This is a genomic window from Agarivorans sp. B2Z047 (assembly GCF_023373605.1).
Lineage (GTDB): Bacteria > Pseudomonadota > Gammaproteobacteria > Enterobacterales > Celerinatantimonadaceae > Agarivorans > Agarivorans albus.
Genome location: NZ_CP088080.1, coordinates 4,417,505 through 4,432,706, shown reverse-complemented (window position 1 = coordinate 4,432,706; position 15,202 = coordinate 4,417,505). Strand labels below are relative to the sequence as shown.

Genomic DNA, 15,202 nt, shown 5'->3' with positions numbered 1-15,202 from the left:
TGTGATAAATTATAAACATCTGCATTATTTTTGGGTGGCTGCCAAGCAAGGCGGTATTGCTCGAGCCAGTGAATTACTGCATATCACGCCACAAACTATTAGCGGCCAGATAAGCTTGTTAGAGCAGCATTTTGGCAGCGCATTATTTAGCAAAGTGGGTCGAAATTTAGAACTAACCGAAACCGGCCGTTTGGCTCTTAGTTACGCCGACGAAATATTCACTTTAGGTGATGAACTCGAAGATAGCCTAAGGCAAGGTTCGGCAGAGCGCCCCCAATTGCTAAAAGTGGGCATCGCCGAAGTGGTTCCCAAAACCATTGCATACCGTCTGTTAGAGCCGGCCTACAACATGGGTGAGCCTTTACGCATGTTGTGTAAAGAAAACACCCTAGAGAGTTTGTTGGCAGAGCTAGCCCTAAACCGTTTGGATTTAGTGTTGGCGGATGGACCAGTGCCTCCTGGTTTAGGCGTGCGTGGTTTTAATCATGCTTTAGGGGAAAGTGGGGTAAGTTTTGTAGCCAGCCCAAGCATTGCTAAGTCTCTACAAGTTAACTTTCCGGCCTGCTTAGATGGTGCGCCATTGCTGATTCCAAGTGAAATAAACCTTATGCATGTACGACTATTGCAATGGTTTGATAAGCAGAATATCCACCCGCAAATTATGGGTGAGTTTGATGACAGCGCATTGATGAAAACCTTTGGCCAAGCCGGCGTGGGGGCGTTTATTGTGCCGACCGCCATTGCCGATGAAGTGGTGAATCAATATGGGGTTGAATTAATTGGCAGCATCCAAGACGTGCGAGAGCAGTTTTTTGCGATTACTGCCGAGCGCAGAATTGCCAATCCAGCAGTAGTGGCCATTACCGAGTCGGCGCGCGAATGGTTAGCGTAGTATTTTTAGCTAAGCCAACTTAGAGCGCTTTTGTGCTATGTGCTCCAAATTGATTAATTTGAGTTTGTTTGCTGCTTTACTAAACCGCTAAATCTTACTGGGTGATTTACACTTAAGCATATCTCTGTATACCTTAGGTTTATTGTATGTCGCGCCAAGTATTTCCCTTCTCTATTCTTCAAGGTGGCCAACCAAGTAAAGGGCTTGTTGAACTGAGCTTGCTTAACCCAAATACGCTTAGGGTGAAGGTTGCCCCTGATACTGAGAGTTTAAGCAAACAGCAAATGCTAAGTGAGCTGGTGGTGTTGCCGCAACCAACGGTTGACGCGCAATATAGTTCTGCCAAGCAAATGCGTAGCGAGCACTTGAGTATAGCGTTTAGCGAAAACGGCTTGAGCATTAGCACTGCCGAAGGCGAGCTGCTGCGCGTAGCGCAAACTGCTTTTAAGCAACAAGGTGATGATAGTGCGCTTAGTCAGCGCTTTGTTAGCTCTGGTGAACAAGCTTTTTATGGCTTAGGCCAATATCCTGATGGGATCTTTAATTACCAAGAGCAAAGTCGCGAGATTTGCCAATCTAATAAAGGTATAGCAGCCCCTTTGCTACTATCCACCAAAGGTTATGCAGTGCTATGGAACCAACTTGCTTTTACCCAGTTTACTAGCCAAGGAGAGGGCTTTAGTTTTAGCTCAGCCGCTGGAGAGTGCATAGAGTTTTACGTTATTTATGGCCCCGAATTTGACCAAATGATTCAGCATTATCGAAAGCTTACTGGCGCTGCACCGCTGTTTGGCCGTTGGGCTTATGGTTACTGGCAAAGCAAAGAACGTTACGTAAATGCCGCCGAGCTAGTTGCCACTGCTAAAACTTACCGCGATAAAAAAATTCCCATCGATAACATTGTGCAAGATTGGAAATACTGGGGAGATTTGGGCTGGAGCGCAATGCAGTTCGACGAGCAAGTGTTTGGCGATGCAGCCACAACCATTGCGCAACTTCATGATATGCACTTCAAACTCATGGTGTCGATTTGGCCAATTGTTGGCAAGGGCAGCCCAGTGTTTAAGGCTTTGTTAGAAAATGGCTATTTATTTGAAACCGAACATTGGGCCGATGGCCATATTTACGATGCTTATAGCCAAGGCGCGCGTGATATTTACTGGCAGCACCTAAAAGCCGGATTAATGGATCTAGGAGTTGATGCGTTGTGGATGGATGGCACCGAGCCAGAGTTTATCTCGACCCAAAATCCAAAAGATGGCGTGGAGTTTTGCCATCAGCAACGTGATACCGAGTTAGGCTCTTGGAAGCAGGTGCTAAATGGTTATTCCTTAATGACCACGCGAGGAGTTTATGAAGCGCAGCGCCAGCAAATTTTGCTAGGAGCAGAAGACAAACGTGTTTTCACTCTTAGTCGCTCCAGCTATTTAGGTCAGCAACGTTACGCCGCAGCTTGTTGGTCGGGAGACATTAGCGCCACTTGGCAAGTATTGCGTCAGCAAATCCCAGCAGGCTTAAACTTGTGTGCCGCAGGTCTACCTTATTGGACTACCGATATCGGTGGATTTTTTACCAGTGGTTTTGGTGCGAACTTCCCAGAAGGTGTAGACGATGACGCCTACAAAGAGCTCTATGTTCGCTGGTTCCAATATGGGGCTTTTTGTCCGCTATTTCGCTCTCACGGCGCCAATACACCGCGCGAAATCTATCAGTTTGGCGAGCCGGGAGATTGGGCCTTTGACGCCTTGTTAAAGTTCGACAAATTACGTTATCGCCTATTGCCTTATATCTATTCACAAGCATGGAATATTACTGAGCATGGCGGCACCATGATGCGTTTGTTGGCCTTTGATTTTAGGCAACAAGCACAGCTGCATAACATTAGCGATCAGTTTATGTTTGGCGACAGTTTGATGGTGTGCCCAGTTACCCAAGCTATGTTCCATCAACAAAGTTTGCAGCAACAGTTGATTGCTCCAGAGCATTTGCACACAGCGGAAGGCTTGCAAGGTATTAGCGAACAGCACTTTTCTGATGATCAATTCAAACAGCTGGTTGCTACGCAAGTGGTTGAAAGCATCGATGGCAACTGGGCAGGTGGCCCGCCAGCGGGTTTGCCATTAAGTGGTTATAGCGTACGTTGGCAAGGGCTGCTCACCGCGCCGGTCGATGGCGAGTACAACTGGCTGATTCATGCTAACGATGGGGTGCGTTTCTATTTAGACGGTAAGCTGTTGATTGATAGTTGGCAAACTCAGGTGCAGCTTAACCATAAAGCCAGTTGTCATTTAAAGGCAAATCAACAATATCAATTAGTGGTTGAGTATGCGCATTGGCAAGGTTCGTCAAAGTGTAGCTTAAGTTGGGATCATGCAGGCATTGCTCATCAGCAAACGCAGTTATACCCAGCTGAGCGAGAGGTGGTGCTACCTGCTGGCCTTGCTTGGTATAACTATTGGAACAAGCATTGTTATCAAGGTGGGCAAACTATTGCGATGGGCACGCCTATCGACATTATGCCCTTATTGGTGAAAGCCGGAGCCATTATTCCACATGGCCCTGACGTGCAGTATCACGATGAATTACCGAGTGACCCGCTTACCATTGAAGTGTACGCGGGTGAGGATGGCCGCTTTTGCTTGTATGAAGATGAGGGCGACAGTTATCGCTATGAGCAAGGGGCCTATAGCGAAATTGTGTTTGAGTGGGATAACAGTAAACGCTGTTTACATATTGCCAAACGCAGCGGCAGTTTTGCGGGTATGTTGCAACAACGTACTTTTAATGTTCACTTAATTAGCGCTTTTGATATTCAGCGACAAACCCTAGTTTATGTGGGAGAGGAGCAAAGCTTGCAGTTTTAAGTAAAGGAATTACTAGGGGCTGCTGATCTTTATTGGTGGTTTTGCAGCAATTTGTTAGCCATTTAGGCAAGGCAGTGAGCGTGAAGTTGAGAGGGCTCAATAATCGCTCGCTAACGCTGAATAAATGGCTAAGAAATGCTGCCCGGAGGGTGCAGATAAGCGAACGAAATTTCAACACCAAAGGTCAACAGGCACTAGTTTAGTGGCAAAACTGTGTAACAAGCTGGCGCTTAAATCAGCAAAATTATCTATAGATTGTTTTTAATAAACTAAACAATTACTTGGCTTATTCTCTATACTATTTAGCATCACTGAAGTGGCAGGGTAGCAACTTCAGTTCACTTTAATAACGTAGAGAACATGGATATGTTGAATCAAAAAACCTTTGAGCGTGGTGCAATGGAAGCCGCCATAAAAATAGGTTTACTATTTTTGCTAGCAGCATGGTGTATCGACATTGTGCGGCCCTTTATTACCCCAGTTATTTGGGCGATGATCTTGGCTGTAGCGCTTAACCCCCTGTATTTAAAACTCAAAAATGTGGTGGGTAAAGGTGGTGTAGCAGCCACCATTATTGTGCTGGTGTTTCTAGCCATAATTTTGGTACCTGGGGTTAAGGTGACTACTGCAGCAATCGACAGTTTAGCTGCTGTAGGTAAGCAAGTTCAGCAGGGCAGCTTTGAAATTCCCCCTCCTTCTAATTCAATCAAATCTTGGCCCTTAATTGGCGAAAAAGTTCATGCGCAGTGGTCCTTGGCTGCCAGTGATTTGCAGCGCTACTTAGGTACTTATGCAAGCCAAGTGGGGGATGTGGCTGGCAAGGTGATTGGTTTTGCTGGTGGGCTTATTGGCGGCCTGTTGATGTTTTGCTTCTCGGTAATTATTGCCGGAGTATTTATGGCAAACGGTGAAAAAGCGGTATTGGGAGCGCAATCGTTAGCAAATGCCTTGGCAGGTAAGTATGGTAGCTACTTAACCAATTTAGCCAGCAATACTATTCAAAGTGTGGCAAAAGGCGTGCTTGGTGTTGCGGTTATTCAAGCTACTTTGCTATCAATCGGCTTTTTTGCCGTAGGCGTACCGGGGGCGGCTGTATGGTCGGTATTGGTGCTGATTTTAGCCATTGCCCAGTTACCGCCTTTTTTAGTGGTATTGCCGGTGGTTATTTATGTTTTTAACCACGAGTCCACCGTGGTGGCTGGGATTTTTGCTGTATGGAGCATACTAGCGGGCTTTAGTGAAAATGTGCTCAAACCTTTATTGCTGGGGCGCGGCGTAGATGTGCCCATGCTGGTGATTTTGTTAGGTTCTTTAGGGGGTATGCTAATGTCTGGCTTTGTTGGGTTGTTCTTAGGAGCAGTAGTTCTAGCAGTTAGTTACCGCTTGTTAGTAGCATGGTTAGAGCTAAATTCTCAAGAGCAGGCAGATGCTAACGAATAAGTAGCAAAACAAAAATTAGCCTTAAGTAAAATAAATACGGAAATAAGAGAAACACGATGTCTGAACAAAATGAAGCCTCAGAAGCTGCGCCAAGCAACCCTTTACGTAAAAGTTCGTTGTTGGTATTTGCTCTGTGTATTTTGGTTTTTATTATTTATGTCGTGGGCGATAGAGTGACGCCCAATACCGACAATGCTCGAGTATTTGGTTTTGTGGTGCCGATTGCCGCCTCGGTATCGGGCAAGCTGGTTGAAGTGAATGTTACGAACAACCAGTTAGTTGAAAAAGGCCAGCCTTTGGCCAAGGTAGCCGAAGAAGAATACGTACTGGCGGTCACGCAAGCCGAAGCTGCATTGGAGTTAGCCGGGCAAGAAATTGGCGCAGGAACTGCTGGCGTTTCGGCTGCGCAAGCTCGCTTACTTGAAGCATCCACCTCTTATCAAGCGATTCTTACCGATGCTAATCGTTTGTTTGCCGTAGAAGACCAAAATGTAGTGCCGCAGCAAAACATTGACAGAGCGCGCAGCGATGTGGCCAAAGCTAAAGCTTCAGTAGCCAAGGCCAACGCAGAGTTGGAGCAAGCTAAACAAAATCTTGGGGTGAGCGGCGAAGATAACCCTAAGCTGCAATCCGCTTTAGCTAAGTTGGGCAAAGCCCGTTTGGATTTATCTAAAACCGTAATTGTTGCGCCTTCTGAGGGAGGGGTGACTAACTTACAGCTAGAAGCTGGTTATTACGCCAATAAAGGCCAACCGCTGATGACTTTTGTCACCACCAAAGAGGTGTGGATTGAGGCCTACATGCGAGAAAACAATATTGCCAATATTAAAGCGGGCGACCTGGTGGAAATAGCCCTAGATATTGCACCAGGCAAAATCTTCAAAGGCGAGGTGGTGTCAATTGGGTTTGCAGTTAATTATGGTCAATCTAACAACTTAGGTGTGCTACCTACTATTCCGCAAACCGCCGGTTGGTTGCGAGATCCGCAGCGCTTTCCGGTAATAATCAAATTCTCTGATGATACTGCCCATGGCTTACGACGAATTGGTGCACAAGCAGATGTAACGATATATACCGAAGGCACCTTCATTATGAAAGCGTTGGCTAAGCTGGCCTTAAGGGTTAAAAGCTGGTTCTCTTATGTCTACTAAGGCCTTAAGCTCGCGGCTTGCTAATCCTCTAAAAGCGCATATGTTGCGCTTTAGCTTAGTGAGTGCCTTGGTACTGGTGCTGGCGGTAAGTCTAGAGTGGAGTATGTCATTTGTTACTGCCATTTTTACCGCTCAGTTGTTATTGCCTGGCAAGCCCCCGTTAAACTTGGCCTTAATTAAAACCTTAGCGCTAGCGGTATTAAGCTGTTTTCTGGTGGGGCTTGGGGTTGTGCTTATTGCCCAGCCTTATCCATTGCTGCTGTTTATTATTCTTGCTTGGTGTTTGTTTTTTGTATTTTACCGAGCCAGTACTGGTTTAAATGAGTTAGTGGTTCTATTTCTGTTGGTGGCGCTGATCGCATTGCCGATGTTGGCCAGTGCTAGCAGAGCAGCAGCGTCCAGTTTTGTTGTCGACTTTATGCTGGCCTTTGTTTTGGCCTTGTTGATAGTGGCCTTTGTGCATTGGCTGATACCAGTGAAAGACGACTTCCATCAAGGAGCAGAAAAGCAGCAAGCGCCGATTCTAAAACATCAAGATGCCTGCCGTCAGGCAGTGGTTAGCACCATCGTTATACTGCCACTTATTATCTACTTCTTTGCTTTTGATAAACTCAGTGATTTGCTGGTGGTTATTTTTGTGGCTATTTTGGCGCAAAACCCCGAGTTAACCAAAGGCGCAAAAGCCAGTATAGGAATTATTTTCACCAACATTGTAGGTGGGTTAATTGCTGTGCTGGTATTTAATTTATTGGTTGCAGTGCCGCAGTTTAGTTTTATGGCGCTGCTAATTACCCTTAGTTTTATGCTGATCGCCCAAGCTATTTACCTGCATCCTAAAGGCGCGATAGTAGCAGCTGGCCTATCGGCTTATATCATTATATTGGGCAGTACTATTGGCAGTGATGGCGGCTTAGCAACCACTAAGTTTTATGCGCGTATCTTCCAGTTAAGCATGGTGGGTTTGTATGTGGTGGGCAGTTTTTACTTAGTGCATAAGTTGGCTTGGCTTAAGCCGAATGAATGAGGTTTAACTAAAAACGCCGCTTAGGGTAAGCGGCGTTTTTGATTTTATTTAAAGCGTCTTGCCACCAAGCTAAAACAGGCTAGTGCAAATAGGGCAATGCTGCCAGGCTCGGGAACCGAGAAGCGAATGTTATCGATAGCGCCAGAGCCGTTTAAGTGAATACGCATTGAGGCTACCTCGGCTACTGCAAAATCCAAGCGGTCCCAAGTATTGTCGCCGCCGGTATGCGGAGTGTAGAAATCAGTTGGGAAAATTTCGTTGTTTTGCGCATCAAACAAGTGAATGGCATTTTGTGCTGTGTAGCCATTCTCTGCCAGCTCAATGTCAAAAAAGTCGATACTCTCAAGGTATACCGAACTTGAGAATTTAATGGTGAAGTAACCTGCAGGACGACGCCCTTCGTCATCTGGGTTGTTACAAATAAGGCCATTACACGAGTTTGGGTTCTCATGAATAATGAGTACATTGCCAGGATTAGCAATACCTAAATTGGGTTGGTTAATATTGCTAAAAGGCGACTCTAAATCTGGGTCTTGAGTATTGATAAGGCTGGTATCAAAAGCGACGGCCAAATTGTTTTGGCCTAAACGTACATTGGTTCCATCTATGCTAACACCATGACTTAACTGGTATTGACCATTAACAATTTCACCGTTGGCCAGTTCATCAAAAGTAATCACACTGGCTTGGCTAACAAAAGTGGTAAGTAAGCCTACAACGGCGAATAATACATGTTTGCGGTTCAAAACAATCTTCCTTGATATAAATGGTTCGACCAGTTCTAGGCAATTACTCTACCAAACTCGCAAGTCCATGGCCAGTAACACTTTTCTTACTGTTTTTATTAACAATAAATACTGGGTGTAAAGAATACTGACGAATTAATCGCTGCTTTTGAGGTAATAAGTGGAGTTAATACTAAAGTGCTTGCTGGTTTAACAAAGAGGGAGTTGTTGTATTGAGTAATTCACGCCTTTAAATTGAGTAGGTACACGTAAAACTCTTACCGATTCGCTATCGAAAGCTAAGGTTTTCCAATAGCAACTAAAGCGCCGATTGTTTATCAAAGCTAGATCGGCGAAAATACCCGCCAATTACGATTAACTAAACGCTGGGTGATTGTGCTGTTTCGGCCAAATTGCCGCTTTGCTGCATCCTCGCGTTACCAAATTAGAAGAATTGATTCGATGTCTAACGCTTCACTCTTGCAAGATATTGCTAGCCGAAGAACCTTTGCAATTATCTCTCACCCGGATGCGGGTAAAACCACCATTACTGAAAAAGTATTGTTATTCGGAAACGCGATTCAAAAAGCCGGTACAGTGAAAGGTCGCGGTAACGCTACCCACGCTAAATCTGACTGGATGGAAATGGAGAAAGAGCGTGGTATCTCGGTTACCACCTCGGTGATGCAGTTCCCGTTTAACGATTGTATTGTTAACCTACTAGATACTCCCGGACACGAAGACTTCTCGGAAGATACTTACCGTACCCTAACTGCAGTTGACTCCTGTTTGATGGTGATTGACGCGGCGAAAGGTGTAGAAGATCGTACCCGTAAATTAATGGAAGTCACTCGCCTACGAGATACGCCTATTGTTACCTTTATGAACAAATTGGATCGCGATATTCGTGACCCAATGGAAGTAATGGATGAAGTAGAGAGCGAACTTAACATGATGTGCGCACCTATTACTTGGCCAATTGGCTGCGGTAAATTGTTTAAAGGTGTTTACCACATTCTTAAAGATGAAGTGATTCTTTACCAAACTGGTAAAGGCCATACCATTCAAGACCAACAAATCATCAGAGGTTTAGATAACCCCGAAATAGATGCCGCCGTAGGCGATGAGCTTGCCGAAACCTTGCGTGATGAGCTTGAGCTGGTGCTAGGTGCGTCTAACGAGTTTGACCTTGAACTGTTTTTAAGCGGTGAATTAACACCTGTGTATTTTGGTACCGCACTGGGTAACTTTGGTGTAGACCATATGTTAGAAGGCCTAACTAATTGGGCTCCAGCACCTAAGCCACGTGCTACTGATATAGGTGAGGTTACCGCTTCTGATGATAGCTTCTCGGGTTTTGTATTTAAGATCCAAGCGAATATGGATCCTAAACACCGCGACCGTATTGCCTTTATGCGCATTGTGTCTGGTGAATACAATAAAGGCATGAAAATGCGTCATGTACGCTTAGGTAAAGATGTAAGCATTTCTGATGCAGTAACCTTTATGGCAGGCGACCGCGCCGCTGCTGAAAAAGCGATTGCTGGCGACATTATCGGTTTACACAACCACGGCACCATTCAAATTGGGGATACTTTTACTCAAGGCCAAGCCATGAAGTTTACCGGTATTCCTAACTTTGCTCCGGAAATGTTCCGCCGTATTCGACTAAAAGATCCTTTGAAGCAAAAGCAATTGCTTAAGGGATTGATTCAATTATCTGAAGAAGGTGCTGTGCAGTTATTCCGCCCTATGCGTAACAATGACCTAATTGTTGGCGCAGTAGGTGTGCTGCAGTTTGATGTGGTGGTACATCGCTTACGCACTGAATATAAAGTAGAAGCTGTTTACGAGGGCATTAGCCTTGCCACTGCGCGTTGGTGCGCTAGCGACGATTCTAAGAAGTTTGAAGAGTTTAAGAAGAAAGCTCACGATAATTTAGCTTTAGATGGCGGCGACAACTTAACTTATTTAGCGCCTACAATGGTTAACTTAAACCTCGCCACCGAGCGTTACCCAGACGTTAAGTTTATGCAAACTCGCGAACACTAAGCCGCTTTTAAGCTAGTTTTATCGCCATAAAAAAAAGGTCGCATAAAGCGACCTTTTTTGTTGCTAGTAGTAAGGTTCTATTCGCGCTCTTTGGTGTAAGGAACACCAATCGCTTTTGGCGCGATAGCTTTACCGATAAAGCCTGCCAGTAAGAACACGGTAAGTACGTATGGTATCGCTTCAATGGCTTGCACTGGAATCGCGAAGTCGCCAATGGAGACGCCTTGTAAACGTATTGCCATGGCATCCAAGAAACCAAACAGTAAACATGCAGCCAATGCGGTAAATGGTCGCCACTTGCCAAAAATCAACGCAGCTAACGCCATGTAACCTTTACCGGCACTCATGTTGGGAATGAACTGGGCAGTTTGCGCCACCGACAAGTACACGCCACCAATGCCGACCAGTAAGCCACAGATAATCACCGCGCTGTAACGCATTCTCACTACTGAGATACCCGCTGTATCAACCGCTGCTGGTGATTCACCCACCGCTCGTAAACGTAATCCAAAGCGGGTTTTAAACATTACATACCACGCTAAAGGCACGGTTATGATTAGCAAATACACCAAGGCCGAGTGGCCGCTAATCAGCTCTGAATACAACAAACCAATCACTGGCACATCGGCCATTGCTTCAGCACCCGGCAATTGAATAGGCGCGAAGCGGGCATCGCCACTTAAGGCGGGGGTTTGACCGCCTTGGTGAAACCAGTGACGCCCAAGGGTCACCGTTAAACCAGCCGCTAAAATGTTAATCGCCATACCACTTACTACATGATCACCACGGTGAGTGATGGTGGCAAAGCCGTGTAAAAGCGCTAATAGTACCGAGATGCCAATACCTGCTAGTAAACCTAACCAAGCCGAGCCCGTTACATGCGCTGTTGCAGCACCAACAAATGCTGCAGCGAGCAACTTGCCTTCTAAGGCAATATTCACAATACCCGAGCGCTCACAGAACATACCGGCCAGCGAAGCGAAGATAAGCGGCGTCGCAACCCGTATGGTGGCGTCTAACATTAAGATAATTGTTTCAAACATCTTAAGCGACTCCTTCTGATGGGCTTGCTTTTTTAGCAAAAAGCTTGAGGTAAGTACGTTCAAGTGATGGCTTAAACATGTGCTCTAACGCGCCTGAGAATAGAATCACCAAACCTTGAAGAACAACAACGATGTTACGGTCTACACCGTACTCAAAACTTAACTCTGCGCCACCTTGGTATAAGAAACCAAATAGTAAGCTGGCGAGTAATACACCGAGAGGGTGGTTGCGGCCCATCAGTGCTACAGCAATACCGGTAAAGCCAAAGCCTTCAACAAAGTTTAATTTGATTTGGTGTAGTTCACCTTGCAGTACGTTAAGGCCAAAGAAGCCGGCCAGCATGCCTGATATCAGCATCGCAATAATCACGATTTTAACGTAGCTAATACCTGCATAAGTGGCAGCGCTAGGGTTAGAACCTACCGAGCGTATTTCGTAGCCCCAGCGCGTATGCCAAATAAATAACCACAGCAACAAACAGCACAGTAAGGCGAAAATGAAGCTTAAATTGAGCGGGCTCGCAGACATGCTCACACCCACCCAGCTAAGCATTTCATGCATTTTTGGTAGCCAAGAAGACGCCGCAAAAACTCGGCTTTCGGTGGCCATTGTGGTCTCAGGTTTAAGAATATCAACCAGTAAATAGGCCATTAATGAGGCTGCAATAAAGTTGAACATGATGGTGGTGATTACGATGTGTGAACCACGCTTGGCTTGTAAGTAAGCAGGGATAAACGCCCAAGCTGCACCAAATAAACCTCCCACTACAATGGCGACAGGGAATACCACATACCAAGGCGCAAACTCGCCTAAGGTTAAGCAGACTAAACCAACCCCTAAGCCACCAATATAGGCTTGACCTTCGCCACCAATATTAAATAAACCAGCGTGAAAGGCGATGGCCACGGCTAAACCGGTAAAGATAAATCCAGTGGTGTAATACAAGGTATAACCAATGCCTTCGGCATAGCCAAACGCGCCGGTCCACATCACTTTAATCGCATCGATGGGTGATATGTCGATATACATGAACAGCAAGGCCGACACTAAAAATGCGGCAAACACGTTGATTGCAGGTAATAGGGCAACGCTGACCCATGCAGGTACCTGAGCTTGGCTCATAATTCACCTCCCTGCGCGGTGTTTTTTATATGCTCTGGCACTATGTTGGCCATCATTAATCCTAAGGTTTGTTCATCCGCTTGTTCAGCGCTAACTTCACCTACAATCGCGCCATCAAAGACCACAATGATTCGATCGGCTAAGTTGACAATTTCATCTAACTCAACCGAGACCAGCAATACTGCTTTACCTGCGTCACGCGAGTGGATGATTTGTTGGTGAATGTATTCGATAGCACCAATGTCTACGCCACGGGTAGGTTGGCCAACCAGAAGAATGTCTGGGTCTTGTTCCATCTCGCGAGCAATCACCAACTTTTGTTGGTTGCCTCCCGAGAAGTTGGCGGTTTTTAAGCTGGTATCTGCTGGGCGAACGTCCCACTTTTCCATGCTTTGTTGACAGCCCTGTTCAATCGCTTGCTTGTCTTGCAATACCCCTTTGTTGTATTGCTCGAGGTGGTGATAACCGAGTATATAAGCTTCTTTGGCGGCAAATTTATTGATAAGCCCTTGCTTGTGTCGGTCTTCAGGAATGTGGCCTACGCCAATGGACCTAATGCTGCGCGGATTGTAATGGCTTTCGGCGTCAATGGTATGTCCGTTTAACGTCATGCTGCCGCTGCTTGGGGTGATAATGCCGCTTAATAAGCTAAGAATTTCTGACTGACCATTGCCGGATACTCCAGCAATACCCACGATTTCTCCTGCGCGAACATTAAACGAGATATCTTTTACGCGTTTAACACCGGCACTATCTATGTAACTAAGCTTGTTCACTTCAATTAAAGGCGCTTGTGGTTTCGCTTCACCGCGCTCTACTTGCAGCAATACCTTGCGGCCTACCATTAGCTCTGCAAGTTGCTCTTGATTGGTTTCAGCTGTTACTACATGTTCAACCATTGCTCCCTGTCGCATCACCGATACATTGTCGGTAATGGCTAATACTTCACGAAGCTTATGGGTGATAATCATGATGGTGGTGCCTTGCTCACGTAACTTACCTAAAATGGTAAACAAGTGATCGGCTTCTTGCGGCGTGAGTACCCCTGTGGGTTCATCCAAAATGAGAATTTTGGCACCACGATATAAGGCTTTTAAGATCTCTACACGTTGCTGCAAACCTACCGCTAGCTCACCAACTATAGCGTCTAGTGGCACATCTAAACCGTAGTCTTTGGCTAGTTGCTTAAGCTTCTTACGCGCTGCGCTTAAACTGTCTTCAAGCTTCCAGCCGTCTTCTGCACCAAGAACGATGTTTTCTAGCACAGTAAAGGTATCCACTAACATGAAGTGCTGGTGCACCATGCCAATACCCGCCTTGATGGCTTCTTGAGAGTTATGTGGTTGGTAATGCTGGCCATGTACCTGCATAGAGCCAGAGTCGGCATGATAGAAGCCGTAAATAATACTCATTAGGGTGGATTTACCGGCGCCATTTTCGCCAATAATTCCATGAATTGTGCCTTTAGGAATGGCAAGGTCGATACTGCGATTGGCATGAACGCTGCCAAAGCGCTTATCGATTTTTTCCAGTTTAATGGCAAAATCAGCTGCGTGAATCAATTTCGATTTCCATTTCTAGCCAGTAAAAATACGCCAACTCGAGGTTGGCGCGTATTTTTAGCATTTAGTAGTTACAGGTGTTGTCCGACATGTAGTCATGAACAGTAATTTTGCCAGAAATAATATCGGCTTTAATTCCGTCTACGTATGCTTTCAATTCTGGAGTGATTAATGAAGCATTGTGCTCGTCTTGCGCCCAATCAACAGAATCTTCCTTAAGACCTAAGGCTTTAATACCTGGCTGCCAAGTACCGTCCATGCCTTCTTCCCAAGTGCTGTAAGCAACGGCGCCCACTTTCTTAACCATTGAGGTCAACATAGTGCCTGGCTGTAAGTGGTTTTGGTTTGAATCAACACCAATGGCATATTTGCCTGCATCTTTAGCGGCTTGGTAAACACCTAAACCGGTTCCGCCTGCTGCAGCATAGATAACGTCAGCACCTTGAGAAAACTGAGATTTAGCTAGCTCTGAGCCTTTAGCTGGATCGGCAAAAGCAGCTGGCGTAGAGCCGGTCATGTTTTGCAGTACTTTGGTGTCGGCATTGGCATAAACCGCACCTTGCTCATAGCCACAAGCAAATTTACGAATAAGCGGGATATCCATACCGCCTACAAAACCAACGGTATTGGTTTTAGATACCTTGGCTGCTAATGCGCCAACTAAGAAAGAGCCTTCGTGTTCTTTAAATACCACCGATTGAACGTTGGGTTTATCAATCACCATGTCGATAATGGTGAACTGAGTATCAGGGTATTCGGCTGCTACTTTCTCAACGGCTGATGCCATGTTAAAGCCTACCGCAACAATTGGGCTGAATCCGCGACCTGCTAAACGGCGTAAACCTTGTTCGCGTTGCGCTTCATTCTGTGGTTCAAATTCGCGTACATCAACGCCTTTTTCTTTTTTAAATACTTCTACGCCATTGCGAAAAACAGCTTCATTGAATGATTTATCAAATTTGCCGGCAGTATCATAAACAACGGCTGGTTTAGCGGCTAACGCACTAAAAGAGGCAACTGCTAAAGCTGCAGCTGTAAGGTTGGTTGTGAATGTTTTCACGTCAAACTCCCTGTTTTTTATTGAAATATTTTATCTAGTTCGGTCAGCGTTACTGGAACAGGCCCAAGCAGTACACTTGCGTAAATGGCGAAGCTCACAGCCGATGTATTCATTGTTGATGAAGTGCATTTATCCAAGGATAGTAAACACCTACTTAAACTTACTAAGTGTAATCTACTATTGGGAATGTGTTGCACCATCGAGCATGACTTACTAGATATTGTCGGTGTCGCGTTTCGAATACTAACTATTTTCCCTGTAACCAC

Annotated in this window: 11 protein-coding genes; 6 read left to right on the top strand and 5 right to left on the bottom strand. The window is 45.6% G+C overall.

Translation table 11 applies throughout. The annotated features are described in order from the left end of the window. The first annotated feature begins 1 nt into the window (after position 1). The 5 genes from nhaR (at position 2) to LQZ07_RS20465 (ending at position 7,371) form a co-directional block, all read left to right on the top strand. A complete protein-coding gene (gene nhaR / locus LQZ07_RS20485; protein WP_249483327.1) occupies positions 2–892 on the top strand; it encodes a transcriptional activator NhaR in 891 nt (296 codons plus the stop codon). A gap of 146 nt (positions 893–1,038) precedes the next feature. Beyond that, the gene (locus LQZ07_RS20480) at positions 1,039–3,756 is read left to right on the top strand and encodes a TIM-barrel domain-containing protein (RefSeq protein WP_152784353.1); all 2,718 of its coding nucleotides are present in this window, start codon (positions 1,039–1,041) and stop codon (positions 3,754–3,756) included. A 366-nt stretch (positions 3,757–4,122) separates the two neighbouring features. After that, positions 4,123–5,196, top strand: a complete 1,074-nt coding sequence (locus tag LQZ07_RS20475) for an AI-2E family transporter (RefSeq protein ID WP_194164185.1) — start codon at positions 4,123–4,125, stop codon at positions 5,194–5,196. A gap of 56 nt (positions 5,197–5,252) precedes the next feature. Next, entirely contained in the window at positions 5,253–6,347 is a 1,095-nt protein-coding gene (locus tag LQZ07_RS20470) for an HlyD family secretion protein (protein WP_152784357.1), read from the top strand. Further along, positions 6,337–7,371, top strand: coding sequence for a DUF2955 domain-containing protein (locus LQZ07_RS20465; RefSeq protein ID WP_152784359.1), 1,035 nt, complete (start codon positions 6,337–6,339; stop codon positions 7,369–7,371). Before LQZ07_RS20470 ends, LQZ07_RS20465 begins: the two co-directional genes overlap by 11 nt. A gap of 44 nt (positions 7,372–7,415) precedes the next feature. Here the strand turns inward: LQZ07_RS20465 and LQZ07_RS20460 are convergent, their stop codons facing one another. After that, positions 7,416–8,117 carry a PEP-CTERM sorting domain-containing protein gene (locus LQZ07_RS20460; protein WP_152784361.1) on the bottom strand — a complete coding sequence of 234 codons (702 nt, stop codon included), beginning with the start codon at positions 8,115–8,117 and terminating at the stop codon, positions 7,416–7,418. Between the two features lie 441 nt (positions 8,118–8,558). Here LQZ07_RS20460 and prfC point away from each other — a divergent pair, with 441 nt between their 5' ends. Then, positions 8,559–10,148, top strand: coding sequence for a peptide chain release factor 3 (gene prfC / locus LQZ07_RS20455; protein WP_152784363.1), 1,590 nt, complete (start codon positions 8,559–8,561; stop codon positions 10,146–10,148). A 77-nt stretch (positions 10,149–10,225) separates the two neighbouring features. Here the strand turns inward: prfC and LQZ07_RS20450 are convergent, their stop codons facing one another. The 4 genes from LQZ07_RS20450 to LQZ07_RS20435 form a co-directional block, all read right to left on the bottom strand. Further along, on the bottom strand, positions 10,226–11,191 hold the full coding sequence (locus LQZ07_RS20450) for an ABC transporter permease (protein WP_016401427.1): 966 nt from the start codon (positions 11,189–11,191) through the stop codon (positions 10,226–10,228). 1 nt (position 11,192) lies between these two features. Then, entirely contained in the window at positions 11,193–12,314 is a 1,122-nt protein-coding gene (locus tag LQZ07_RS20445; protein WP_016401426.1) for an ABC transporter permease, read from the bottom strand. Beyond that, complete coding sequence (locus tag LQZ07_RS20440; protein WP_152784365.1) at positions 12,311–13,876, bottom strand: ABC transporter ATP-binding protein; 1,566 nt, start codon at positions 13,874–13,876, stop codon at positions 12,311–12,313. Before LQZ07_RS20440 ends, LQZ07_RS20445 begins: the two co-directional genes overlap by 4 nt. Positions 13,877–13,940: 64 nt before the next feature. Then, complete coding sequence (locus LQZ07_RS20435; protein ID WP_016401424.1) at positions 13,941–14,936, bottom strand: BMP family protein; 996 nt, start codon at positions 14,934–14,936, stop codon at positions 13,941–13,943. Positions 14,937–15,202: the final 266 nt, after the last annotated feature.